The following is a 23809-nucleotide window of genomic DNA, read 5'->3' as shown; positions in this document are numbered from 1 at the left end:
GACCGGGGAGGCGGGACTGCCGCCTCCCCCGTCAGGGCATGGCGTCTGTCAGCAGCCGCCGACCAGCGACTTGGCCTTGTCGCGCACGATGCGCTTGAGGACCTTGCCGGTGATACCGACCGGGATGGTCTCCTCGTCCACGACGACCGCGCTCGCCGTCTCGGGCAGCCCGTGCTTGGACAGCGCCGCGTTGATCCAGGCGGTCGGGTCCTCGGGCGCCTTCGCCCCCTCGACGAGGGTGAGGAAGACATGGGTCTCGGCGACCCCGTCGTCCTCCCAGCCGAACTTCACACCGTCCTCGGCCATGCCGACCACGGTGCAGTCGCGGATCTCGGGGTACTCCCCGAGCAGCATCTCCTCGGTGTAGGCGCTGTAGACGACGCCCGCCTCGGTACGGATCGCGTCGGTGGTGCGGTCCAGGTGGTAGAAGTTGTTGGCGCCGTCGCGGTAGACGAGGTCGCCGGTGAGGAAGTAGCCGCCGAGCCACTGCTTGTGCCAGCGGACGTTGTCGTTCCAGAAGCCGGGGGTCAGCGACCGGGACCGTACGCCGAGCCGTCCGACCTGTCCGGGCGGCAGGACCCCGCCGTCCTCGGAGAGCGCGGCCGCCTGCGCGAAGCGCATCGGGCGGCCGATGCAGCGGCCGATGTTCTGCCCCCCGGCGCGGTGGGCGAAGTCGAACAGCACATAGCCCATCTCGGTGGAGCCGAACATGTCGATGAAGATGGCGCCGGGTGCCGTGTGCGGCTTCAGGTCGCGGCCCGTCACGGTGTGCGAGCCCTTCTCCAGCAGGCGCTTGATGTGCACCAGGTGCGCGGCGTCCCCGGAGACGTAGTACGCCTCGACGCTCGACAGATCACGTCCGGCCAGGTCCTCGGCGGCCATCTCCGAGAAGGTGTGGGTGAAGCCGAACACGATGGTCGGGCGGTGCTTCTCGATGCCGTCCAGGACGGCGGGGCCGCTGGGGTCGGTGAAGTGCACCAGCGGCGCGCCGAGGAGCAGGCTGAGCAGGGTGTTGGACATGGCCGACACATGGTGGCCGGGCAGGGCGAGCAGCCGCTTGCGGGTGCTGCAGTCCTGGCCGTCCTCCAGCCTGCTGAGCGCGCCGTGGAACAGCGTCTCATGGGTGTGGAAGGCGGACTTGGGGATGCCGGTGGTGCCCGAGGAGTGCGAGATCAGGATCGGGTCGGTCGGGGTGTGGCGGAAGGGGTAGTTCTCCGGGCGGTGCGTGCGGTGCCCGGGGGTGATCTCCGACTGGAGCGCCACGAAGCCCGGCGCGATGTCGTCGTCGAGGTGCTGGAGCAGTTCCTTGTGCCAGGGCTCCCGGGTCATCACGCCGACCACCTGCTGACGGCGGATGTACTCGCGGCGCACCTCGGGCGGCATGTTCGCGTTCACCAGGGAGGCGATCGCGCCGAGGCTGGTGAGCGCCATCAGGTTGAGGGCGAAGTCGGTGATGGAGGTGGAGACGATGGCGACCGCGTCCTTGGCCCGCACGCCCGCCTGGTGGTAGTAGCCGGCGTAGGTGGCCACGATCTCCTGGAGTTCGCCGAGGGTGAGCACCTCGGGGTGGTCGCCGGAGGGCGAGCGCCAGGTGCCGTCCGTCCACAGCACCTTCTCGTCCAGGGTCCGGCCGTACCCGGTGAGCCGGTGCAGCACATTGCCCGCGCCCAGCGCCCCGTCCGCGAGAATCCTCTGGCGGAGTTCCTCACTGATCATCATCTGGCAGTCTCCTAGTCTTCCCGGTCGTGCGACGAGGGAGTGGGATCGGTGGTGGGGTGCGAGGCGGGGTGGGCACCGGCCGCGGGCGGTACGTCACCGCCGTGCTCCGGGGTGTCGGGGGAACCGGCGCCGGTGGCCCGGTGCACGGCCCGGTCGGTGAGGGGGACGGCCGCGCCGAGGTAGTCCTCCGGGGCGAGCAGTTGCTCCAGCGGGGTGGAGAGGGCGTCCGCGTGTCCGCTCTCCTTCAGGGCCAGCCGCAGCGCCTCGTCGAGCGGAAGGCCACCTTCCGTGGCGCGCACCGCTCGGGTGACGGTGTCCTTGGCCAGCCGCCGCCCGAGGTCGGGGGCGAGCGCCACGGAGAGCCGCTCGGCGACCAGCGCGGTCCCGGTCAGGACGAGGTTGGCGTGGACGCGCTCCGCGGAGACGACCAGGCCCTCGGCGAGTTCGGCCGCGGTGTGGGAGGCTCCCCCGGCCAGCCGCAGGCACTCGCGCAACGGCTGCCACTCCGCGTGCCAGGCCCCGGCGGGCCGCTCGTCCTCGGAGACCACCGCCTGCTGGAGGACCAGCGCGTACACCGGCAGTTGGCGTGCCGCGGCCGCGATGAGGGTGCTCAGCACCGGGTTGCGCTTCTGCGGCATCGCGGAGGACTGGCCGCGGCCCGCCGCGGCGGGCTCCGCCACTTCCGCGACCTCGGTACGGGACAGCACCAGCACGTCCGCGGCGAACTTGCCGAGGGCTCCGCCCGTGAAGGCCAGGACGCCGGCCAGATCGGCGATCGGGGTGCGGGCGGCGTGCCAGGGCAGCGCGGTGCCCGACAGCCCCAGTTCGTCCGCGACCAGTTCCACGAGCCGCAGTTCGGGGTGGAAGCCCGTCACACCGGCGGCCCGCAGCTGGTCGTGGTAGGCGGAGAGGGTGCCCGCGGCACCGCCGAGCGACACGGGCAGCCGGGTGTCGAGCAGCGCCCCGACCCGGTCGTGGGCGTCGGCGATCAGGGTGAGCCAGGTGGCGGCCCTGAGCCCGAAGGTGGTCGGCACGGCGTGCTGGGTGAGGGTGCGTGCCGCGGCGGGGGTGTCGCGGTGCTCACGGGCCAGGCGGGCGAGTGCGGCGCGGATCCGTCCGAGGTCCTCGTGGAGCAGGGTGAGCGCCCGGGTGGCGACCAGCATCGCCGCCGAGTCCAGGACGTCCTGGCTGGTGGATCCGGCGTGGACGTGCCCGGCAGCCTCCGGGGAGACCTCCGCGACCAGTTCGGTGAGCTTCTTGACGAAGAACACCACCGGGTTGGCGGCCTCGCGGCTCCGCCGGGCCAGCTCCACCGGGTCGAGCCGTCCGTTCGCCCCCGCCGTGCGAATGGCCGCGGCCGTGCCCCGCGGCACCGCGCCGAGGCTCGCCTGTGCGGTGGCGAGCGCGGCCTCGAACTCGACCATCGCCGCGAGCCAGGCCTCGTCCGAGGTGACCGCCTCGACCGGTGTGCCGGCCCAGACGGGCGAGAGCAGCCCGGAGTCGGTTCCGGACGCCCGGGTGGGTGTCTCTGCGGACATGTCACCTCCTGCTGTGGTTGTCATGGGGGGCGGAACAGTGCGGCGGGGGTGCGGTGCGCGGTGCCGCCGCGGTGACCGGCGGCGGTGCGGTGCGCGGCGAGGGGCCGGCCTCCGGCAGCCGCCAGGTGTGCAGGCGCAGGGCCGGGGCGGTGCGGCCCCGGGTCACCACCGCCGTCATCACCTGGGCCGGGTCCCTCACCCGGGCCGGATCGCCGGTACGGCCGGACGACGGCGTCTCGAACCGGTCGGTGCGGCCGCGCCAGGGCACCGTGCCCGCACCGCCGATCCCGGCGAGCACACAGCGGCGCGCCCCGGGCGGCCGGTACAGCCGTACGTCCCGGCCGCCGCGGGCCAGACCGCGCCCGGTCGCCTTGACCGCCGCCTCCAGCAGCGTCCAGGCCGAGAAGAACGCCTCGGGTTCGTCCAGGTCCGCGAGCGCCGGGGCGCCCGGGTAGACGGTCCGCAGCACTTTGGCGGGCGACGGGACGGTCCGTATCGTCTCGACGTCGACGCCGACCGGTTCGCCCCGGCGCACCGCCACCAGCAGGATGTGCCCCGACCTCGACCAGCTGAGGTGCCACCCCGGGTGGTCGGGCAGGACCGGGGCGCCGCCCGGCGCGGTGGTGATCCGCACCGCCGCCGGGTGCTCGCCGAGCGTCCGGGCGAGCGCCCGGCGCACGGTGGACCGGGCCCGTACGTAGGTGAGCGCGGCGGCGGGGCTGCGGAACCGCTCCGCGCGCGCCGTCTCCGCCGCCGACAGTTCGCCGCGGCGGGCCTCGTCGTCCCAGGGGTGCCCGGCCGTGTGCAGGTCGACGAGCCAGCCCTCGCCCCAGGAGTCCCAGGCGGGCAGTGATCCGGTGGCGGTGCCGTCGCGGGGGGTGAGTCGGGTCGTCATGGCCCCGCCGTTCCGGTGGTGTCCCGGGCCGTGAAGACCTGGGGCGGCTCGGTGGGCCGGGAGCCCAGCAGATGCATGTCGCCGACGGCCGGGCGCATCGCCACCACCGCGACCGTGCGCTCACGGCGGATGTCGCCGTTGTCCGGCACGAAGATCGGCGGGGTGGACAGCAGGGCCAGGTGGTCGCGCGGCGAGGCCGGGACGGGCAGGGCGCTCAACCGGACGGTGCACGCGTCCAGTCGGCGCAGCGAGGAGTTCTTGGCGAAGACGTTCAGCTCGTCGAAGGGGATGAACCCGGGGTGCAGGAAGTGGTTGGTGTGGACCGTCTGCGGGGCCCGGACCGCATGCATCCGCCCGTCCAGGAACTCGGCGCAGGCGGCGGCACCGGTGGCGTCGCAGAGGGTCAGGGACCGGGAGCTGGCCAGCCGCAGCCCCGCCAGCAGATCGAGCGCCTCCTCCACCGACCCGGCGCTGTCCAGGACATGGCGTACGGCGAGATAGGGCGGCAGCCCGGGCCGCCACTGCCCGCCGAGCACCAGGTTGATGCCGACGGCCAGGCCGTCGCTGTTCATCCCGAGGTAGCCGAGCAGGCCGCCGAAGCTCAGCATCAGCACCTGCCGGGGGGATCCGGTGCGGCTGAGGGACAGCACAGCGGTCTGGTCGTCGAGGTTGCCGTTGAGGTCGACCGTCTGCGCCAGGACGGTGTGCGGGCCGCCCTCGTCCACCCGGGCGTAGGTGGTGCAGTCGCCGTGCGGCCGCCGGGTGCTGCGGTAGCCGGTCAGCTCCCGGCGCAGCTGGAGCAGCAGCGCCTCGGAGTGGCTGATGCCCGCCCCGGCCGCGAGACCGCGTATCTCCTCCGCCAGTTCGGGTGTGGCGGAGGATATCTCCTTCTCGAAGTCGCCGAGGGTTCCGGTCAGCGAGGAGAGGGAGAGGGGGGTGTCCAGAAGGTGGTTCAGCCGGGCGAGACCGTCGTCGAGGAAGGCGCGCAACTCCGCGGCCCGGGTGGCGCCGTGCTGCCGTCCCAGCTCGAAGGGGTCCCCGGTGAGCCGGAGGAAGGGGGCCGGGGCCGCGGTCACCGTGCCACCCCTCGGACGGCGCGGGCACCGGTCGGCATACGGTGTGTCGGCCCGGCCGCCGCGGCGGTCCTCTTCCCGACCCTAACCATGAACGGACACCTCATTTCGACGTCAGGTGAGCTTGCGGAGCAGGACGCCGTGCCGGGCGCCCGGGACGCTGGAGGCCAGCAGATAGAGCCCGTCGGGCTCCCCTTCGCCCGCGGCGAGGAGGTCGACGAGGTTGATCAGGGGATCGGCGGCGAAGCAGTGGCCGAGGCGCTCGATGTTGCCGGTGCGCATCTGGGCGGCCGCGAAGCCCGCCTGACGCTCCTTCATCGTGATCAGCGGGCGGACCAGATTGGCGGGGAGCAGGGCGGTGATCTTCTCCGGCGGTATGCCGGTGGCGCGTTCCAGCTCCTCGTTGACGGTGACGGCGAGCCGGGAGTCGATCTGGTCGCGCAGTCCGAGCACCTCGGTGTCCTGGGCCGAGGCCGCGGCGAGGACCGCGAAGCCGTCGGGTCCCTCCTCGGCGCTCACCAGGCAGCTCGCCGCGCCGTCGCTGAACAGTGCGAACTTCTCCAGCCGTACGGCCTCGTCGGCGATCCGGTCCGTGGTCACCACCAGGATCCGGCGGCGGCTTCCGGAACGGACCAGCGACGCGGCGACGTTGAGGGCCGCGAGCAGGTTGTTGCACCGGTTGAGGGTCATGCCGAAGGCGAACGACACCCCGGTCAGAGCCAGTCCGTTCAGCACCGCGCCGAGGAATCCGGCGTGGTCGTCGACGGAGCCGGGGAAGGAGCTGGTGCACACGATCACCCCGTCGACCGCACCGCGCGGCACGCCGGACGCCTCCAGCGTGGCGGTGCCGCTGGCGACGGCCAGCTCGACCGTGCTGCGCTCGGTGCGGAAGTAGCTGCCCCAGCCCCAGGTGCGGGGCGCCATGGGGATGCCGTAGTGCGCCGCGCGGGAGGCGAGGTCCGTGAGGGCGGTGTGAGGTTCCTCGATCTCGCCCAGCACATAGCGGGGCGCGACGAGGAAAGCCGGTGAACTGCTCATCCGTCCTGTTTTCCGTTCGCTCGGCAGTCGAGTGGGGGTCCGCCGACTGGGGGCGGCGCGGGTTCCCGGTCGTCGTGGGTCGGCCGGAGGCCCGGCGGATCGGGTGCGGGGCCGCCGCACCTCCCGGTCCGGTCCGTCACGAGGGCAGGCGTACGACGGCCCGTGCCTCGCTGAGCACCTTGGTGCCGCCGCAGGTCACCACGAGGTCGATACGGACGCGGGCGTCGTCGAGGAGGGCGGCGACGGTGCCGCGGACCTCGACGGTCGCGCCCTGTGCGTCGTCCGGCACCACGACCGGCTTGCTGAAGCGGGTGCGGTACTCCACGATCGCGCCCGGGTCGCCCGTCCACTCGGTGACCGTGCGCGCGGCGAGGGCCATGGTGAGCATGCCGTGGGCGATCACATCGGGCAGTCCGGCCTCCCGGGCCACCCTCGGGTTCCAGTGGACGGGGTTGAAGTCCTCGGAGGCACCCGCGTACCGCACCAGGTCGGTACGGCTCAACATGACGGTCCTGGGCGGCAGTTCGGCCCCCACGGTCACGTCCTTGGCACTGATCGTCACGCCGGTCGTCATCGCGGCTCACCGCCTTCCACGGCACTCAGGGACACGAAGGTCATGTGCGTGCTGACGACGGGCGAGCCGTCGGCGTCCGCGAGGTCGGCGCGCAGTCCGAGGACGTCCCGGCCGCGCAGCGTCTGCGCCCCGGTGATCTCCAGGGTGGTGACCAGGCGGTCGCCCGCCCGCACCGGACGGGTGTAGTCGAACCGCTGGTTGCCGTGGATGAGGTAGGTGGGGTCGAAGCCGATGTCCTCGTAGCGGAACACCTCCTCCATCGCGCGGGCGACGACGACGAAGGGGAAGGTGGGGGGCGCGAGGACGTCGGGATGCCCCAGGCTCCGTGCCGCCTCCGGGTCCGTGTACACGGGAGCGGGGTCGCCGACGGCCTCGGCGAAGCGCCGGATCGTCTGCGGTTCCACGGGGTAGGGCTGTGCGGGCGGGTATGTCGTCCCGACGCACTTCGGGTTCAGCGTCATGACGCTCCATCGGTGGGAAGTCGGTGGTCGTTCTCGGGCAGGGGCGGGGCGCCCGGCGGGGCCGGTCGTCGGCGGGTGCGGGGCGTTGCGGTGGCGGGTGCGCGGGTCAGTCGTCCCAGTGGTCGACGACCTTGCGGCGGACGTCGGCCGGGTACGCCTGGGCGAAGGAGCTGTGGCGCATCCGCCCCTCGCCCCAGGCGGGGAGCAGCCCGTCGTGGACCACGCTCGGGCCGCGCATCGCCTTGCGCTCCTCCTCCGAGTAGCAGGTCATGAACGGCAGGACCACACCGTCCCAGGCCGCACTGCGGTCGCGGGGATGCAGCCGGGTGGCGAGCGCCCACAGCAGGTCGGCCTCGTTCGCGGGGTCGATGTCGTCGTCGAGCACGAAGGTGACGGGCATCATGGCGCTGGGGCCGCCGCTGTTGTGGATGGCCTCGCCGATACGCCGTACGAACTCCGCGGAGTCGACGCCCGGGAGGGCGGCGCGCCAGTCCTCGGGCACGGTGACCACGGTCCAGTGCATGGCCGCGAGGAAGGGCATCCACACGGTGGTCACCGGCAGGTCGGCGCGGCGCAGGGCGTGCAGCACGTTCACGGCCCGGCCGGTGCCGGTCACGGTGTGGTACTCGTCCGCCGGGCGGCCCTCGGCGACGACCGGCCAGATCGGCCGGTCCCGGTAAGTGATCGCCTCCACCGAGTACACCGGCTGGAGGGAGGTGTGGGTCGAGGCGTATCCGGCGTACTCGCCGAACGGCCCCTCCAGGCTGTCGCGTTCCGCCGAGAGATGGCCCTCGATCACCACCTCCGCGTGGGCCGGGACCTCCAGGTCGATCGTCTCGCAGCGGACCAGGTCGAGGGGTTCGCCGTGCAGCGCGCCGATGTAGCCGGCCTCGTCCACGCCCCGCGGCAGGGGGATGCCGCCGACGAAGGGGATGGCGGGGGCGCCGCCCTGCACCAGGGCGTAGGGCATCGGCTCACCGCGCTCCGCCCAGGCCTGCCAGACCAGGCCGAGATGCTGCGGGGGGACCACCAGGCCGGTCATGCGCTTGCCGTCGAGCTTCATGATCCGCGATATGGACCAGTTGGTCCACTGCCCGTCGGGCGTCTTGGCGATGATGACGCCCCAGGTGTTGAGGTAGTCCCCGCCGTCCCCCTCGTGGATGCGGGGCACGGCGAAGCGGTCCAGGGTCGCCTCGTCCCCGAGCAGGACGTTCTCCTTGCAGGGGGCGTTCTCGCGGGACACGGTCCGCGGCGGTACGGGAGCGGCGTCGCGGGTGCGCACCAGATGGTCCACCAGCGTCGCGGCGTCGGTCTCGGGCGGCAGGCCCACCGAGAGCGCGATCCGGGCCAGGGGCATGTCCGGGCGGGCGCTCACCCCGGCGGGCGCGCCGAACAGCCGCATCCCGATCCGGTCCTCGACGACGTCCGTGAACAGCGGTGCGGGGGCGCGCAGTTCGTACGAGCGCCGGGTGTGGGCCGCCGCTTCGAGGTCCGCGCTCACCGGGCGGCCGACGGTCTTCAGGTCGCCGAGGGCGGCGAGTGCGTCGATATAGGCACGCAGGTCGACGATATGGCTCATGAGGTCGGCCCTCCGGGGGAGTTCGCGATGACGGGCTGACGGCCGGGGCGGGCCGCGGGGAGGGCGGCGCCCGGCAGCCCCTGCCAGCGGCGGGCGCGCGGCGAGGCGATGTGGAACTGGTCGAGGACCCGGGCGACGATGTGGTCGACCATGTCCTCGACGGTGGCCGGGCGGTTGTAGAAGGTCAGCATGGGCGGCAGGACCACGGCGCCCGCCCGGGACAGCGCCAGCAGGTTGTCGAGGTGGATGTCGCCGAGCGGGGTCTCCCGGGGCACGAGGACGAGCTTGCGCCGCTCCTTGAGCGTCACATCGGCGGCCCGGGCGACCAGGCCGTCGGCGTATCCGGTCCTGATGGCGGCCAGGGTCTTCATGCTGCACGGCATGACGACCATGCCGTCCACGGGGAACGAGCCGGAGGCGATCGCCGCGCCCTGGTCGTCGGGGGCGTACGACACATCGGCGAGCGCGCTCACCTGATGAGCCGTCAGGTCCGTTTCGGCCTTCAGGGTCGCCCGCGCCCACCGGCTCATCACCAGATGCGTCTCGACCTCCTCGTGGAGCCGCAGCTCCTCGAGCAGCCGGACGCCCAGCGCCACTCCGGTGGCGCCGGTGATGGCCACGACCAGTCGCATCGCCTGCACCTCACTCCTTCGCTGTCGGACCTGTGTCTGCGTCGGACCTGTGTCTGGGTCGGACCCGCGCCCTCACGCGTCCGGCTATCTCAGGCAGGCGCGGAAGCGGCAGGCCTCCGCCCCCTCGCGCATGCACTCGACGACCTCGTCGTCGGCCTTGACCTTCAGGCCCTCGAACCAGCCGGCCCGCAGATCGAGGCAGGGGCACTGATAGCCCTCCAGCGACCGGCTCGCCGCGAGCATCTTCAACGCGAAGTGCTCGCTGACGACCGTCTCCCAGGTGCCGTCCTCGTCGTCGATCTCGGCGGAGTCGAGCCGGACCATCGAGGAGAACATCAGGCGGGCCAGGGCTTCGAGGGTCCCGGCCACCTCCTTGGGCGTGCTGTCCGGGGCCACCGGATGGCGGCGGCTGTACAGGGTGGCGACCCGCCGGGCGACGAACTTCATCACCTCGGCGTTGAGTTCGTTGGCGACCTCCTGGCCGAAGCGGGTCTTCACCGCCTGGTACCAGCGGGCGTCGTGCAGCCACCAGGACTGCCGCAGCATGGCGATCTCGGTGGAGAGCGGGAACTCCAGGCCGCTGTCCGTCATGCCGCGCCCTCCTGCCCGTCCGGTGCGGGGGCGGTCACCAGCAGCGCCTCGGCCCGGTCCCGGTCCCCTTCGCGGACGGCCAGTTCGACCAGCACCACCAGGACGTCCGCCGCGCTGCCGTCCTCGATCAGCAGCTCCGCGAGTTCCAGCCCCTCGGCGAGCGGGTCCCCGGCCGGGCTGATGCAGATGACCGGACCCCCCAGTCCCCAGCGCGCCGAGACGACACCGAGGACGGCGCTGGGCACCGACTGGTAGAAGAGCAGCGGCGAGGCCTTCGTACCGGCGTCCACCGACCCCGTGACGGCGGCCTCGGTGGCCATGTCGCCGAGCCGGGAGACCATGACCATCCCGGTGTGCCCGGCCCGCTCGGGCGGCGCGGGCGGCTCGCCCCATTCGCCGCCGAGGCAGAGGTCCGCGACATGGGCGATGATCGGGCCGAAGGGCGAGGCGGTGAACCCGGGCAGGTTCGGGGCCGGTTCGAGGTCTCCCCCGGCGGGCCAGACGATGTGCTGGAGGGTGACGGTCTTCGATGCGGTGGTCGTCATGCCGCGCTCACCACCAGAGCGGTGTTGGCGCCACCGAAGGCGGAGTTGAGGCTGATGACATGCTGAGCCATGCGTTCCCTCGGGGTGTCGAGGACGAGATCGAGGCGGCAGTCGGGATCGGGCCCGAGATAACCGGAGTTGACGGGGAGGCGTCCCGACTGGAGCGCGAGGACGCAGATGACGAACTCGACCATCCCGGCCGCCTGGAGGGCGTGGCCGTGCATCGACTTGGTCGAGCTGACCGGTATCTGTTCCGCGTGCTCCCCGAAGGCGCGGTGCAGTCCGGCGGTCTCCGCGGAGTCGTTGTACGGCGTGCCGGTGCCGTGGGCGTTGACGTAGTCCAGGTGCTGCGGACCCAGTCCGGCCCGGGCGAGGGCGAGTTCGATGGAGCGCGCCATGCCGAGGCCCTGCGGGTGCGGCTGGCAGACATGGTGCGCGTCGCCCGCCATGCCCCAGCCGTCGAGGTGGGCCAGCGGGCGCAGGTCCTCGCGGCTGTCGGCCGCCTCCAGGACGACCGCACCGGCCCCGTCGCCGAGCAGCAGCCCCTTGCGGCCGGAGCTGAAGGGCCGCAGCCGCCCGTCGGCGGCCAGCGCCTTGCCCGCGTTGAAGGTGGTGAAGGACTCGGCGTCCACCAGGTGACCGGCGACGACCACCACGCGGTCGCGGCGGCCGGAGGAGATCAGCGCACCCGCCTCCGCGATGGCCGTGCTGGCGGCGACACAGGCGTTGATGTAGGTGCGTCCGGCGGAGCCGAGGCCGCAGTCGCGGGCCAGCCACTGCGCGGTCTCGCCGATCGGCCGGGTCTCCTGCTCCTCCCGGGGCAGCCGGGACACCGCGGGGTCCGCGTGCCGGGCCGCGACCAAGAGGGTGTCGGCCCGGTCCTGGTCGGAGAGTCCGGCCTGTTTGCAGGCCTCCTCGGTCAGTGTCTTCAGTTCCGTGTCGAGGTCCAGCTCGGCCGGGCCCTGGGCGGCGACGCCGACCCGGTACCTGCTGGTGTCGAACCTCGTCACGGGAGTGAAGGCGGGTACGCCGGAGTAGATCCCGTCGCGCAGGGCGTCGACACCATGGCCGTAACCCGTGGTAACCGCCATCCCGGTGACGGCGACCCTCCGGCCGGTCCGGCCGGGTCCAGTTTGCGGGTTCACCTGTAGCCTCCCAGCTTCGGTGCGATTCGCCCGTACGTCATGTCGGCGGGCCCGGAGAATTGCCCTCGGCCGATTTCGGCCGGGCACCTCCGAATTCTTTGTGGGCCCTTGGCGGAACAAATGCGTCCGGCCGCCGGGGCTTTGCCTTTTCCGCCGCGGCACGTGCCGGGCCGCGGCATGAACGGGGGCACGTCAGTGGCCCATTCCCATGCCGCCGTCCACGGGCACGACCGCGCCGGTGATGTAGCCGGCCGCGGGCGAGGCCAGGAACTCGACCGCCGCGGCGACCTCGTCGGGGTCGGCCATCCGGGCCAGGGGGACCTGGCCCACGATCCGCTCGCGCTGCTCCGCGCTGAGGGCGGCGCTCATGTCGGTGTCGGTGAGTCCGGGCGCGACCACGTTCACCGTGACGCCGCGCGGGGCGAGTTCGCGGGCGAGCGAGCGGGCCATGCCGATCAGTCCGGCCTTCGACGCCGCATAGTTGACCTGCCCGGCGACCCCGCTGAGCGCGGCGGTCGAGGAGATGAGGACCACCCGTCCCGCCTGGGCCCGCATCAGGCGCCGCACGGCGCGCTTGAGCACCCGGTAGGTGCCGGTCAGGTTGGTGTCGATCACCGAGGTGAAGTCGTCCTCGGTCATCCGCATCAGCAGGCCGTCCCGTGTGATGCCCGCGTTCGCCACCAGGACCTCGACGGGTCCGTGGGCCGCCTCGACCTTTTCGAACGCCTCGTCCACGGCGGCGGGGTCCAGCACATCGCAGGGCACGGCGAGCAGGCCCTCGGGCGCCTCGCCGGACCGGCTGGTCACCGCCACCCGGTCACCACCGGCGCTGAGCCGCCGTGCCACGGCCAACCCGATTCCGCGATTGCCGCCGGTAACCAGGACAGAACGGCTCATGAGCAAATCTCCAGCCTGATGGTCGTGATGGTCGCGAAAAACATCCAGAACACTGCCCGGCCCCGGCCGCACGGAGAAACTCGCGCCCTTGGGGTGCGAGCCCTTTGGGGTTCGTGGGACCGTTCGGGACGGGCACCGAAATCTCATCGCAACGTGCCGGAATTTTCCACAGCCACCCATGTGCTTAGCGTGTGCCTCGCGGTCGTACGGCCCCACGGGGCACCCCGAAGGCACATCGGTTGCGCATTGACGCGGCACCGGGAGCGTTGCTACAGAGGGCGACCGTGCGCCGGAGGCACCCTCCGGGCGGCCGCGGCGCCCCGCCCCCTCCCCACGGTCCCGTTCCCGTCCCGCACACCCCTGTCTTCCCCCGGAAAGCACTCGGCCGCCCGGCAGCGCTGTGACGCATGCCGGACGGCCGAATTCCGTACTGCCGCGGGAGCCGGGCCGGTGCCTCCGGTCCCCGGTGGTGCCGCTCGCCCCACCCCTCCCCCGGCCCCACTTCGGATCATGCCGGGCTCGCGGGCCCTGGCACCGCTCCCTGACCCGGCCCGATCCAAACGAAAGACCCTAGGCGGAGTCCAGGAACCTGGTGACCTCCGGGAGATGGGCGTAGGCGCGTAGGGCGAGCCGCACCCGCTCGGACGCCGCCGCCCGTACACCGCCGAGCAGCGTCGCCGCCCGATTGGCGGACTCCGCACCGGCGGTCGCGTCTCCCAGTGCGACCTGGGTCTCGGCCGCACGCAGCAGATACATGGCGTGGACGCACGGGGGCAGTTGGAGTTCCGGCCGGTGCTCGGCGAGCACCGGCTCGAAATGCCTGATGGCGCGATCCGGCTGGTCGAGATCGAGCAGGGACACCGCGTCCATACAGCTGAGCCAGTCCTCGGACCGCAGCGGCAGAATCCGGATCCCGCCCGGGGAGGTCGCGCTGGTCAGCGCATGCCGCCCCACGGTCAGCGCCCTTCTGCGGCTGAGGTCGTCACCGCGCTGCGCATGGACCCGGGCCGACTGCGTGTGCAGCAGCGCCAGCAGGGTCGGGTCCGTGACCTGCACCTGGTCGTGGCGCAACAACTTCTTGACCGCCTCGATCAACTCGGCGGCCTCCTCGTGCAGATGGAGATCCAGATACTGGCCGACGTGCAGGGTGACGATCGCCGCCGCGGTCTCCGGGTCGTTGGCCGCGGTCGCACATCGCAGCGCCGCGACGTAGTACCGCTGCGCGCCGACGTGCTGGCCCTGGAGCCGGGCGATGAAGCCGCACACGGCCAGGCCCTCGGCCGCGAGCACCAGCAGCTCCCGGCCCGAGTTCAGGGCCTCCGGGGAGGAGAGGAAGTGGTCGGCCAGATGGCGCAGTTCGAGTTCACTGGCGGCCACCAGCCAGCCCGCGGAGAAGGTGGCCGCGAAGCGGTGCAGGGTGCGCAGCCGGGTACAGGCCTCCAGCACGGATTCGGTCCCGCCTCCCAGACGGGGCCCCCGCACCCGGCCTGTGGCCGGGCTGATGGAACCCGCGGGATGCGCGGCCATCTCCTCGGTCATGGCGTCCAGCCAGTTCTCCATCAGCGACCTGGCGGCCCAGCCGGTCGCGAGGAGGTAGTCCTGCTGGCTCTCCTCACGTCCGGCGATGGCGTCGAGTATGGCTTCGGGGACGGCGGAGGTCGTCCAGGGTAATTCCAGTTGCCGGGCGTCTCCGTTGGCCAGGTGCAACCATTCCGGCCAGTCCAGTCTCAGCACCTCCGCGTGGGGAACGGCGTGTATGTGCGCGATCGCGAGCTGGGCGGTCCGCTCCGGCACGGCACGTCCGGACTCCCAGCGGGAGACCTTCTCACGGCGTGCGGCCATCTGGCCGAATCCCAACTCCGCATGTGTCGTGGCGATCAGGCGCGCGTACTCGCCATGGGTCAAACCAGCCCTGGAGCGCAGAACGGCCAGAGGATGGCGGTGGCGGTTCGTCGAAGCTACAGTTCTTGTTTGGCTGTACATTGCGTGGTACCTCTCGGTTGAAACGTTCTTCGTTCTGCCGACGCCACCGAGGATCGGGCGGTCGTATCGAAGGTCGTCGACTGTGGTACGGAATACAGAACTCGATATCACGCAGGGCGAATCGGTGTCGTAGCGGCGCGCGGGAGCTCACGCGGGCATCGCCGTGGCGCAGGAAGCACACCGAAGCCTTCTCGGAACCGTCCTCAGGCAGCCGCAGTGGCACCCCCGCTCCGCCACCGGCCCGGGCGGGGACCGGCCGAGGCGCCGGGGCGCGGCGGCGCCGGGCGGGCCGCGGCGGCCGGGAGCCGTGGAGCGGGCCTCGGTCCGCTCCCTCGGTAGGTGCACACTCCCTCCTCAACTGGCCGAAACGGCCGGGCTCGTAGGGCATTACCAGTCGGTAGAGGGGCCATGCCGAACAGATTAGGATCGGGCATGCCCTCCATGACAGAGGAATCGAGCCTTCCTGATCAACCCCCCGGTGATGTGAAGATGAAGACTCATAGGGAGGGCTTCACGAAGTGTGCACGGCGTGCATCTGTACCGCTTCCCTTACTGGCTGGTAGGGTCCGTCTACGGCTGGTTCTGTTCGGACTGTCGGACACTCGCTCTTGACGCGGCCGGCCCGACGCCGCAGCCGACACCGATGTCGACGTCGACAAGGAGCAACAGCCTTGCGCGAGTTCAGCGTTCCCGCCTTATACGACGTCCCGGCGGACGGCAACCTCGCGCAGGTCGCCGTCCGCAACGCGGCCGAATTCCCCCACCGGGCGGTGCTCGCCCGCAAAGTCTCCGGGCAGTGGCAGGACGTCACCGCCACCGCCTTCCTCGCCGAGGTGCGCGCCGCCGCCAAGGGGCTGATCGCGTCCGGCGTCCAGCCGGGTGACCGGGTGGCCCTCATGTCCCGGACCCGCTACGAGTGGACTCTGCTGGACTTCGCCATCTGGAGCGCCGGCGCGGTCTCCGTCCCCGTATACGAGACGTCCTCCGCCGAGCAGGTGGAATGGATCATCGGTGACTCCGGGGCCGTGGCCTGCGTGGTGGAGACCGGGGCGCACCAGGAGATCGTCGAGCAGGTGCGGGAGCGGGTCCCCCTGCTGAAGAACCTCTGGCAGATCGACGACGGCGGAGTGGACGAACTCGTCACGCTCGGCGCCGATGTGACGGAGGCTCAGGTCGACGAGCGGATCGCGTCGGCGGGTGCCGACTCGCTCGCCACCATCGTCTACACCTCCGGCACGACCGGCCGCCCCAAGGGCTGTGTGCTCACCCACCGCAACTTCCTCGCGGAGTGCGGCAACACCATCGCCCGGATGAAGCCGATCTTCGCCGAGGACTCCTCGGTCCTGCTCTTCCTGCCGCTCGCCCATGTCCTCGGCCGCGTGGTCGAGATCGGCGCCATGATGGCACCGGTCAAGCTCGGACATGTCAGCGACATCAAGGACATCACCCGGGAACTGGCCTCCTTCCGGCCCACCTTCCTGCTGGGCGTGCCGCGCGTCTTCGAGAAGGTGTACAACTCGGCGCGGGCGCAGGCCCGGTCGACCGGCAAGGGCAAGATCTTCGACCAGGCCGTGGACACGGCCATCGAGTACAGCAGGGCACTGGAGACCTCCGCAGGCCCTGGTCTCGCCCTGCGGCTGCGGCACAAGCTCTTCGACCGCCTGGTCTACGGCAAGCTGCGCGCGGTCCTGGGCGGACGGGCCCGGCACGCCATCTCCGGCGGCGCCCCGCTCGGTGAGCGTCTCGGCCACTTCTACCGCGGCCTCGGCTTCACCGTGCTGGAGGGCTACGGTCTGGCGGAGTCCTGCGCCGCGACCACGCTGAACCCGTGGGACCGGCAGAAGATCGGCACGGTGGGGCTGCCGCTGCCGTCCACCTCGGTGCGCATCGACGAGGACGGCGAGGTGCTGCTGCGCGGCGAGCACCTCTTCCAGGGGTACTGGAACAACGAGAAGGCGACCTCTGCCTCGCTCATGGACGGCTGGTTCCACACCGGTGACCTCGGCTCCCTGGACGAGGAAGGTTATCTCCGCATCACCGGCCGCAAGAAGGAGATCATCGTCACCGCGGGCGGCAAGAACGTCGCCCCGGCCGTGATCGAGGACCGCATCCGGGCGCATGCGCTGATCGCCGAGTGCATGGTGGTCGGCGACGGCAAGCCCTTTGTGGCGGCCCTGGTGACCATCGACGAGGAGTTCCTGCCGCGCTGGGCGGAACAGAACGGCAAGCCCGCGGGGACGACCCTGGCGGCGCTGCGCGACGACCCCGGGCTTCTCGCCGAGATCCAGCGGGCGGTGGACGACGGCAACGCGGCGGTGTCCAAGGCCGAGTCCGTCCGCAAGTTCCACATCCTGGACCACCAGTTCACCCTGACCTCCGGTCATCTGACCCCGTCGCTGAAGCTGAAGCGCCATGTGGTGCTCCGGGACTTCGCCGGCGAGATCGAGTCCCTCTACACCGCCTGAGCGGACCGACGGCCTTCGCGGCCGGACCGCGGAGTGAGGCCCCCGGGGAAGCATCCCGGGGGCCTCACTCATGCCCCGGGGAGGGAGAACCCGGACTGCCGGACTTCACTCTGAGGCACGATGCCGTGCGCTCGGAGCGCATCCGACGGTCCGTCAACTCCCTACCGTGGAACACGGACGCGCACCGTGCCCACCGGTCCGGGCAGCCGTGGAGGAGAGAGGCACCGAGCATGCAGTCACATCGCCTGCCGACCGCCACGACGGTGGGGGCCGCCGCCCTCGCGGCCTCGGCGACGCCCTACGCCGTCCCGGCCGCCGCGGCAGCACCCCGGTGATCCCCCGGCCAGTGCCGCGCCTCCCGACGAACGGGGCCACATTCCTCCCACGGACGACCGGTCCGACCGGTCCGCCGCCGTGGGCGTTCACCAGAAAGGACACTCCATGAGGTGGCGTTCCGCTGTCTCTCTGCTCGCCGCCGCGCTGGTCGCCTCGGCGCTGGCCGGTCCGGCCGGGGCGAGCCCGCCCACGAGCCGGGACACGGCCGCGGTATCCGCGAGCCACCGGATCTCGGTGGGCCCGCAGTACGACTCGACCCATGTGTATGTGGCGCACGGCTCCCTCCAGGCGTTCGTGACCAGTTGGGAGAGCACCTTCGGCGGCACGAACACCCAGCCGGTGCTGACCGATGTCACCCCCACCCCCAGCCAGACCCTCTCGGAGCTGGTCCTCTCCCCGGTGGGCACCCTGTCGGTCTTCGACTTCCAGACCCCGGTCCCCTATCCCTTCGGGACGGAACGCACCGGCTGGCTGACCACGAACCTGGACACCGCCGTGAAGTCGGCGCTGTCCGCGGGCGCCGACGTCCAGGTGGCCCCCTTCGCCGATCCCATCGGCAGGGACGCGGTCATCGAGTTCCCCGGCGGGATCCACGCCCAGCTCTACTGGCACACCACCCCGCCGCACTACGCGCCCCTGGCGACCGTGCCGGAGAACCGGCTCTATGTGTCGCCGTACGCGGCCTCCGCCTTCCTGCGGTCCTACCTGCGCTTCACCCAGGGCCACATCACCGCGGACGACCGCAGGGCCGACGGCGCCACTATCGGCCTGCCCGGGACGACGTACCGCCGGATCGCGATCGAGTCGGGCTTCGGCAAGACGGTGGTGACCGTCACGGACGGCCATCTGCCGTACCCCTTCGGCCGTGAGCAGACGGGCTACGAGGCGACCGACCTGTCCGCGACACTGGCCAAGGCCCGGGCGGCCGGGGCGAACGTGCTGTGGGGCCCCGTCACCGCGGCCGGACGCGACAGTGCCCTGGTGCAGTTCCCCGGCGGGTACATCGCCGAGATCCACGCAACGCACGCAGCGCGAGCAGCGCGCTGACCCGGCCGGACTTGTCCCTCGGCGGAGCTCCGCGGAGGGGCAAGTCCGGTACGCACCAGGGGCGGGGGCGGGTCAGGTCGGCCGCCCGTGAAGGGAGAGCACGGCACTGAGTGCGGTGGCCCCGTCGAGGAGGGCCTTGGACCGAGCGGTGATGCCGGCGTCCCTGGCAGCCAGCGCACCGGCTCGCCGGAGATCGCGTCGGCGGCTTCCCTGGCCTGCCATCCTTCTCTCTCGGTCTCAAAGACTCCACATGCACTTCCATGGAACGCTGGAGCACATGACCATCGACGAGATCATCGGCTTCGTGGGCGGCCTCGACGGCGTCCTGACCATCAGGCCCGCCCCCGGCGACGGCACGCCGGACATCAGCTGGGGAGACACCTTCTTCTACTACGCCCCTGACGGCGCCACTCCGACGACGGCCCAGCCGTTCGCGACTGTCGTGACCAAGAACTACCCCGGCGACGAGGCATCGCGTCTGGACCGCCCGGACACCTTCCGCGTGAACATCGCCGCCGGGAAGGAGGCGTTCACCCGGTGGACCGGTCATGAACCGCGCGAACCGGCCTCCGCCGAAGTCGACCCCAGCACCACCGACACCGTGATCGCGCACCCCGTCTACGGCACCGTCGGCTGGCTGGCAGTGGTGAACCCGGGCGAGCGCACCGAAGCGTCAACACGTGAACTGCTGCGTGCGGCCCATCACCTCGCACGCTCACGCCATGAGCGACGCGCCGACTCAACGACGCGATGAAGGATCCACGGCCCGCGAGGCAGGTGTTACGCCGGGGGCGCCTGGAGCCGGTCGTCCTCGGGCGCGGCGTCGGGCACCTGCTCCGGACCGGCCGGGATCTCCTCGGCAAGAGTCATCTCGACCCCGCCGACGACGTCCGAGCACCAGTTGAAGAGGAAGGCCACCAGCGTCGCCAGCGCGGTGAACAGGACCACCTCCACGATCACGACGACGACGGTGAGGCCGACGGTGGTCTCCCAGCCCAGCGACACCACCGGCTCCTGGCCCAGCACGATCAGCATGATCGAGACCAGTGTCACGGCCACAACCGCGCACAGCCCGAGACCCGCCGACACCAGCAGGCCGACCTTCATCACCGACCAGGGTTCCGCCGCGGAGATCCGCAGCCGTGTCCTGCGCCACCGCGGCGCGGGCGCGGGAGCGGGCCACCGCCGCCGCCGCTCGGCACACACCGGCTCTGCCCCGTCGCCGGGCTGCGGCTGCGGCTGCGAGTCCTCTCGCTCCGACTGAGCATCCACGGCAAGCGGGCCTGACGGCGACGGGTGTTCCGGCGCCGGAGCACCCGGTGCGGGACGGTCTGCCGACGCCGCGCCCCGGGGCGGCGAAGTCACCGCCTGCGCATGGCTGTCGGCCGCCGCGCCCGGCGAGGTCGCGCGGCCCGAGGGCGTGCCCTTCCCGGCCACCGGGCCCTGCGGCGCCGTGCTGACCGTCGGTGGGCGGCTGCCGGACCCGGCAGCCGACGCCGGACGGCCTCCCGCCTCCGCGGCCCCCGGCGCCCGGCCTCTCCCAGCCCCCACACCACGCGCAGCCCCCTCCCCACTCGCAGTCCCCTCCCCACGCACCGCCGATGCACCCCGCGCCCCCAACGCACCCGTTCCCGCACCGCTCCCCCGCCCCGCACGCCCCGCGCGCCCCGGCGGCGTCGTAGGCCGACGCCCCGTACCCGCGCCGCCGGAGGCACCCTTCTCCGGTCCCTGCCGTCCTCCCGCCCCCGCGGCGCCCGAGGCCTTCGCCCCCGGCGACCGGCTCGGTGCCGTCGGCGGGGCGGCCGACAGGGGGGTGTCCTTGCCCTTGCCCGCTCGGCTCGTCCGGGGGCTGTCCGCCGCCGAGGGGCCGGAGTCCGGGTCGGCGGCCGGTGGTGCGGTACGGCGGCGTGGCCCGGTCCCCCCGCGGCCGCGGTCCCGGCCGGAGGCCTCGCTTCCGGCGCCTTGCCGCTGTCCGGACTCCGTAGGGCGCTTGCCCTGGCTCATGCCATCCTCCTCGTGCCGCATGCAACGGCTGCTCGCGTCAAAACCGGATCCGCCGGACAGGCGCACACCGCCGGTGCGACGGACCGGGGCCGTCGCCTCAGACGGCAGACCGCGCACCGCCCCGGGCCGCGGAGGCGAGGTGACGGCCCGTGACGCGGCCGACCTCGTGCCAGAAGGGCCGGGCCGTCAGATACGTCCCCAGCGCGGAGAACACTCCGAGGGAGACATCGACGCTGATCCGGCCCTGCTTGGCCCAGTAGACGTCCTGAAGGTCCAGCAGCAGCGCGAACTCGTCGCAGATCAGCGCGGTCCCGCAGCCGTAGGCGGCCGCGACGGCGGGATGCCCGACGGCCCGTTCGTCGCCGCGTACCGCGATCAGTCCCAGACCGGCGAGGGTGACGATCCCGATGTTGTAGTGGTGCAGGTGCTCTCCGCCCGCGGAGAGGTTTCCCCAGGGCAGCCAACCGCCCCGGATGCCATGCGTGATGACCCGTACGGAGGCGAAGGTGGCTCCGAAGGACACCCAGGTGATCAGCAGTGACCGCTGGACCGGGGTGAGGTGCCGGTCCGCCGCCTCACGCCAGCGCTGCGGCAGGGGCGGTCCGCCGGGTCCGCGGCGGCGGATACTTGTGGTGCGCATGGCCGACGGCCTCCCATGCCGAACGGGCACTGCGCACGGCGGCGCGGCGCCCGGTGCCGTCCCCCACCGAGATGCGTTTCAGACGCTATGTGCAGCCCCGCGCTTCCGCATCTCAGGGCGGTGCACGGGGGATCCGGTCACGGCACGATGGCGTCGATGTAGCCGCCGTCGACCCGCAGCGCGCCGCCGGTGGTGGCCGAGGCCTGGTCGGAGCTGAGGTAGACGGCCATATGGGCGATCTCCTCGGGCTCGATCAGCCGTTGCAGCAGCGACTGGGGGCGGTGCTCGCGCATGAACACCCGCTGGGCCTCGTCCCAGGGCAGCTCACGGCCGACGAGTTCGTAGACGAAGTCCTCGACGCCCCCGGTGTGGGTGGCGCCGGCCAGGACGCAGTTCACGGTGACTCCGGTGCCCGCGGCCTGCTTGGCGAATCCGCGGCCCACCGCGAGCAGCGCCGTCTTGGACATGCCGTAGTGGATCATCTCGGCGGGGATGACCACGGACGAGTCACTGGCGATGTACTGGACGCGCCCCCAGCCGCGTTCGCACATGCCCGGCAGGTACAGGCGGGTCAGCCGCACCGCGGCCAGCACATTGACCTCGAAGTAGCGCCGCCACTGCTCGTCGGTGATCTTCAGGGCGTCCTCGGCGCCGAAGATGCCGAGGTTGTTGACGAGGATGTCGACGTCCGGCAGTGCTTTGAGGGCCTGACGCGCGCCCTCCTCGGTGGCCACGTCCGCGGTGACCGGCAGGACGTCCGCCCCGGGCACCTCCCGCGCCAGCCGGGCGACGCTCTCCGTGACCCGCTCGGCGGTACGGCCGTTGACACCCACCCGGGCCCCGGCCCGGGCCAGTCCGGCGGCGATCGCCGCGCCGATGCCCTGCGTGGAAGCGGTCACCAGTGCGGTACGGCCCTTCAGATCGATCTGCATCTCGTCCCAGCCCTTTCGTGTGCGTGCACTGGACTGGGTACCCCTGCGGCCGCTCCCCCACGGGAGTTCCGGGATCACGCCCCCCGGATGGCCGCCACGGGCACGGGCTACGGCGTCGGGCGCCCGCCGCGAGGCAGCGGAAGGCCCGCCCTCAGGACCCGGACGTCGGGAACAGGACGCAGGAACTGGTGGCGTGGGCGAGCAGCCGGTCCGCGCCGTCGAGCAGCTGGGCCTGGGCGAGGGCGGTGCGGCGGCCGCTGCTGAGCACGGTGCCCACGGCCCGTATCTCACCCGTGTCCACGGTGACCGGCCGCAGGAACTTCACCGTCAGATCCAGCGAGGTGTACGCCATGCCCTCGGGCAGGACGGAGTGGACGGCGCATCCGGCGGCCGAGTCGAGGAGGGTCGCGTAGACACCGCCGTGCACACTGCCGATCGGGTTGTAGTGCTCCTCGCCGGGGACCAGGGAGAAGACCACCCGCCCCCGCTCCACTTCGGTGAGCGCCATGCCCAGGGTCGCGACGACGGGCGGTGCGGGGAGGCGCCCGGCCAGCAGTTCGCGCAGGAACTCCAGACCGGAGGTGCGTCCCGCGGCCGCCGCGGTGACCGCCGGGTCGTCCCATGCGTAGGTACGTGTTCTCCCCATGCCCCGGGGCCTCCTCGTCTGGTTCCGCCAGGCGAAGCTAGCCGCCCGCCCAGCTGACTGTCAGTGACGAAAGTCAGCAGCTCCGGACCGGCGGCACCCACCGGAGCGGTGCGGCGAGCACCCACCGGCGCGGGACGGGAACCGCCCGCCTAGCACAGGACCGAGAGCGCCCCCGGCAGCACCCTGGCCGTGACCGGGAGGACGGCGTCGACCTCGCCGTCGGCGCCGCACGGCAGACGCCGGTCGGCCTCGATACGGATCTCCCGGCCCCGCAGCATCCGCACCTCGGGCCGGTGGATGTGCGTCCCGGCCTTCAGCTCGTTCATCAGGGCGAAGAAGAGGCGGCGCGGGGCCTCGCGGATCATCACCACGTCCAGGAGCCCGTCGTCGACCCGGGCCTCGGGGGCGATGATGCGGCCGGAGCCGTAGTACGGGGAGTTGGCGGCGACCACGGTGTAGCCGCGGTGCGTCAGCTCCTCGCCGTCGACGGTGACCCGGTAGGCGGCCGGGCGCCAGGAGGCGACGGCGCGCAGTCCGCCCGCGTAGTAGGACGCGGCGCCCTTCAGCAGGGTGGACTGGTTGGCGTGGCGGTTGGCGAGCGCGTCGACGCCCGCATACACGCTGCCGAGGGCGACGCTGCGGCCACGGACGGTCTCCACCTCGATGGTGTCGACGGAGCGGGGTGCGTGGTGGAGCAGCACCCGGGCCAGGGCCTCGGGCTCGGTGGGCAGGCCGAGCGCGCGGGCGAAGTCGTTGCCGCGTCCGGCCGGGACGAGGCCGAAGAGCGTGTCGGTGCCGCTGAGGGCACCGCCTATGCCGCCGACGATCCCGTCACCGCCGACGGCCAGGACGACCCGCTGCCGCTCCCCGGCCGCCCGGGCCAGCTCCTGGGCGTGCGGCAGGCTCCTGCTGTACTCGGTGTGGAGTTCGGCCCCGGCCTCCCGCAGCAGCCGGGCCACCTGAAGCAGCACCGCGACCCCGGCGGACCCGCCGGCGGTGGGGTTGACGATGGCGGTGAACTGTCGCATCGGTGTGCCTCCGGAGGCGCCTGACGGGTCGTGGACGAGAG

At 72.3% G+C, this 23809-nt stretch carries 22 protein-coding genes; 3 read left to right on the top strand and 19 right to left on the bottom strand.

The window, feature by feature from the left end:
* Positions 1-48: 48 nt before the first annotated feature.
* The 14 genes from ACIHAA_RS18740 to ACIHAA_RS18675 all read right to left on the bottom strand — a co-directional run bounded on the left by ACIHAA_RS18740 (position 49) and on the right by ACIHAA_RS18675 (position 14529).
* A complete protein-coding gene (locus tag ACIHAA_RS18740) occupies positions 49-1719 on the bottom strand; it encodes a class I adenylate-forming enzyme family protein (protein ID WP_399818411.1) in 1671 nt (556 codons plus the stop codon).
* An 11-nt stretch (positions 1720-1730) separates the two neighbouring features.
* A complete protein-coding gene (locus ACIHAA_RS18735) occupies positions 1731-3257 on the bottom strand; it encodes a lyase family protein (RefSeq protein WP_399818409.1) in 1527 nt (508 codons plus the stop codon).
* A gap of 1 nt (position 3258) precedes the next feature.
* The gene (locus ACIHAA_RS18730; protein WP_399818407.1) at positions 3259-4152 is read right to left on the bottom strand and encodes a 4'-phosphopantetheinyl transferase family protein; all 894 of its coding nucleotides are present in this window, start codon (positions 4150-4152) and stop codon (positions 3259-3261) included.
* A complete protein-coding gene (locus ACIHAA_RS18725) occupies positions 4149-5228 on the bottom strand; it encodes a C45 family autoproteolytic acyltransferase/hydolase (RefSeq protein WP_399818405.1) in 1080 nt (359 codons plus the stop codon). Before ACIHAA_RS18725 ends, ACIHAA_RS18730 begins: the two co-directional genes overlap by 4 nt.
* A 111-nt stretch (positions 5229-5339) precedes the next feature.
* Positions 5340-6263 carry a 3-oxoacyl-ACP synthase gene (locus ACIHAA_RS18720; protein ID WP_399818403.1) on the bottom strand — a complete coding sequence of 308 codons (924 nt, stop codon included), beginning with the start codon at positions 6261-6263 and terminating at the stop codon, positions 5340-5342.
* A gap of 136 nt (positions 6264-6399) precedes the next feature.
* Complete coding sequence (locus tag ACIHAA_RS18715; protein WP_399818401.1) at positions 6400-6837, bottom strand: MaoC family dehydratase; 438 nt, start codon at positions 6835-6837, stop codon at positions 6400-6402.
* A complete protein-coding gene (locus tag ACIHAA_RS18710) occupies positions 6834-7298 on the bottom strand; it encodes a MaoC family dehydratase N-terminal domain-containing protein (RefSeq protein WP_399818400.1) in 465 nt (154 codons plus the stop codon). Before ACIHAA_RS18710 ends, ACIHAA_RS18715 begins: the two co-directional genes overlap by 4 nt.
* Positions 7299-7404: 106 nt before the next feature.
* A complete protein-coding gene (locus tag ACIHAA_RS18705) occupies positions 7405-8877 on the bottom strand; it encodes a UbiD family decarboxylase (protein WP_399818398.1) in 1473 nt (490 codons plus the stop codon).
* Complete coding sequence (locus ACIHAA_RS18700; protein ID WP_399818569.1) at positions 8874-9509, bottom strand: UbiX family flavin prenyltransferase; 636 nt, start codon at positions 9507-9509, stop codon at positions 8874-8876. Before ACIHAA_RS18700 ends, ACIHAA_RS18705 begins: the two co-directional genes overlap by 4 nt.
* A gap of 84 nt (positions 9510-9593) precedes the next feature.
* Complete coding sequence (locus ACIHAA_RS18695; RefSeq protein ID WP_399818396.1) at positions 9594-10100, bottom strand: hypothetical protein; 507 nt, start codon at positions 10098-10100, stop codon at positions 9594-9596.
* Positions 10097-10645 carry a beta-ketoacyl synthase chain length factor gene (locus tag ACIHAA_RS18690; protein WP_399818394.1) on the bottom strand — a complete coding sequence of 183 codons (549 nt, stop codon included), beginning with the start codon at positions 10643-10645 and terminating at the stop codon, positions 10097-10099. Before ACIHAA_RS18690 ends, ACIHAA_RS18695 begins: the two co-directional genes overlap by 4 nt.
* On the bottom strand, positions 10642-11736 hold the full coding sequence (locus ACIHAA_RS18685; RefSeq protein WP_399818392.1) for a beta-ketoacyl-[acyl-carrier-protein] synthase family protein: 1095 nt from the start codon (positions 11734-11736) through the stop codon (positions 10642-10644). The genes ACIHAA_RS18690 and ACIHAA_RS18685 overlap by 4 nt, the downstream gene beginning before the upstream one ends.
* A gap of 246 nt (positions 11737-11982) precedes the next feature.
* Positions 11983-12687 carry a 3-oxoacyl-ACP reductase FabG gene (gene fabG / locus ACIHAA_RS18680; protein WP_399818390.1) on the bottom strand — a complete coding sequence of 235 codons (705 nt, stop codon included), beginning with the start codon at positions 12685-12687 and terminating at the stop codon, positions 11983-11985.
* Between the two features lie 570 nt (positions 12688-13257).
* The gene (locus tag ACIHAA_RS18675; RefSeq protein WP_399818387.1) at positions 13258-14529 is read right to left on the bottom strand and encodes a transcriptional regulator; all 1272 of its coding nucleotides are present in this window, start codon (positions 14527-14529) and stop codon (positions 13258-13260) included.
* 812 nt (positions 14530-15341) lie between these two features.
* Between ACIHAA_RS18675 and ACIHAA_RS18670 the strand changes: the two genes are divergently transcribed.
* The 3 genes from ACIHAA_RS18670 to ACIHAA_RS18660 all read left to right on the top strand — a co-directional run bounded on the left by ACIHAA_RS18670 (position 15342) and on the right by ACIHAA_RS18660 (position 19272).
* Positions 15342-17135 carry an AMP-dependent synthetase/ligase gene (locus ACIHAA_RS18670; RefSeq protein ID WP_399818384.1) on the top strand — a complete coding sequence of 598 codons (1794 nt, stop codon included), beginning with the start codon at positions 15342-15344 and terminating at the stop codon, positions 17133-17135.
* A 441-nt stretch (positions 17136-17576) separates the two neighbouring features.
* Complete coding sequence (locus ACIHAA_RS18665) at positions 17577-18518, top strand: glyoxalase (RefSeq protein WP_399818382.1); 942 nt, start codon at positions 17577-17579, stop codon at positions 18516-18518.
* A gap of 250 nt (positions 18519-18768) precedes the next feature.
* On the top strand, positions 18769-19272 hold the full coding sequence (locus ACIHAA_RS18660; RefSeq protein ID WP_399818380.1) for a DUF6194 family protein: 504 nt from the start codon (positions 18769-18771) through the stop codon (positions 19270-19272).
* 26 nt (positions 19273-19298) lie between these two features.
* Here ACIHAA_RS18660 and ACIHAA_RS18655 read toward each other — a convergent pair whose 3' ends face one another.
* The 5 genes from ACIHAA_RS18655 to ACIHAA_RS18635 all read right to left on the bottom strand — a co-directional run bounded on the left by ACIHAA_RS18655 (position 19299) and on the right by ACIHAA_RS18635 (position 23768).
* Positions 19299-20522, bottom strand: coding sequence for a DUF3566 domain-containing protein (locus ACIHAA_RS18655; RefSeq protein WP_399818378.1), 1224 nt, complete (start codon positions 20520-20522; stop codon positions 19299-19301).
* A gap of 97 nt (positions 20523-20619) precedes the next feature.
* A complete protein-coding gene (locus ACIHAA_RS18650) occupies positions 20620-21162 on the bottom strand; it encodes a hypothetical protein (RefSeq protein ID WP_399818377.1) in 543 nt (180 codons plus the stop codon).
* A gap of 137 nt (positions 21163-21299) precedes the next feature.
* Complete coding sequence (locus ACIHAA_RS18645; RefSeq protein ID WP_399818374.1) at positions 21300-22094, bottom strand: SDR family NAD(P)-dependent oxidoreductase; 795 nt, start codon at positions 22092-22094, stop codon at positions 21300-21302.
* A gap of 151 nt (positions 22095-22245) precedes the next feature.
* Positions 22246-22740, bottom strand: a complete 495-nt coding sequence (locus ACIHAA_RS18640) for a PaaI family thioesterase (RefSeq protein WP_399818372.1) — start codon at positions 22738-22740, stop codon at positions 22246-22248.
* A gap of 149 nt (positions 22741-22889) precedes the next feature.
* Entirely contained in the window at positions 22890-23768 is an 879-nt protein-coding gene (locus tag ACIHAA_RS18635; protein ID WP_399818370.1) for a YegS/Rv2252/BmrU family lipid kinase, read from the bottom strand.
* Positions 23769-23809: the final 41 nt, after the last annotated feature.

Source organism: Streptomyces sp. NPDC052040 (assembly GCF_044548405.1).
Taxonomy (GTDB): domain Bacteria; phylum Actinomycetota; class Actinomycetes; order Streptomycetales; family Streptomycetaceae; genus Streptomyces.
The sequence above is the reverse complement of the archived record's forward strand: the minus strand, read 5'-3'. Positions and strand labels throughout refer to the sequence as shown.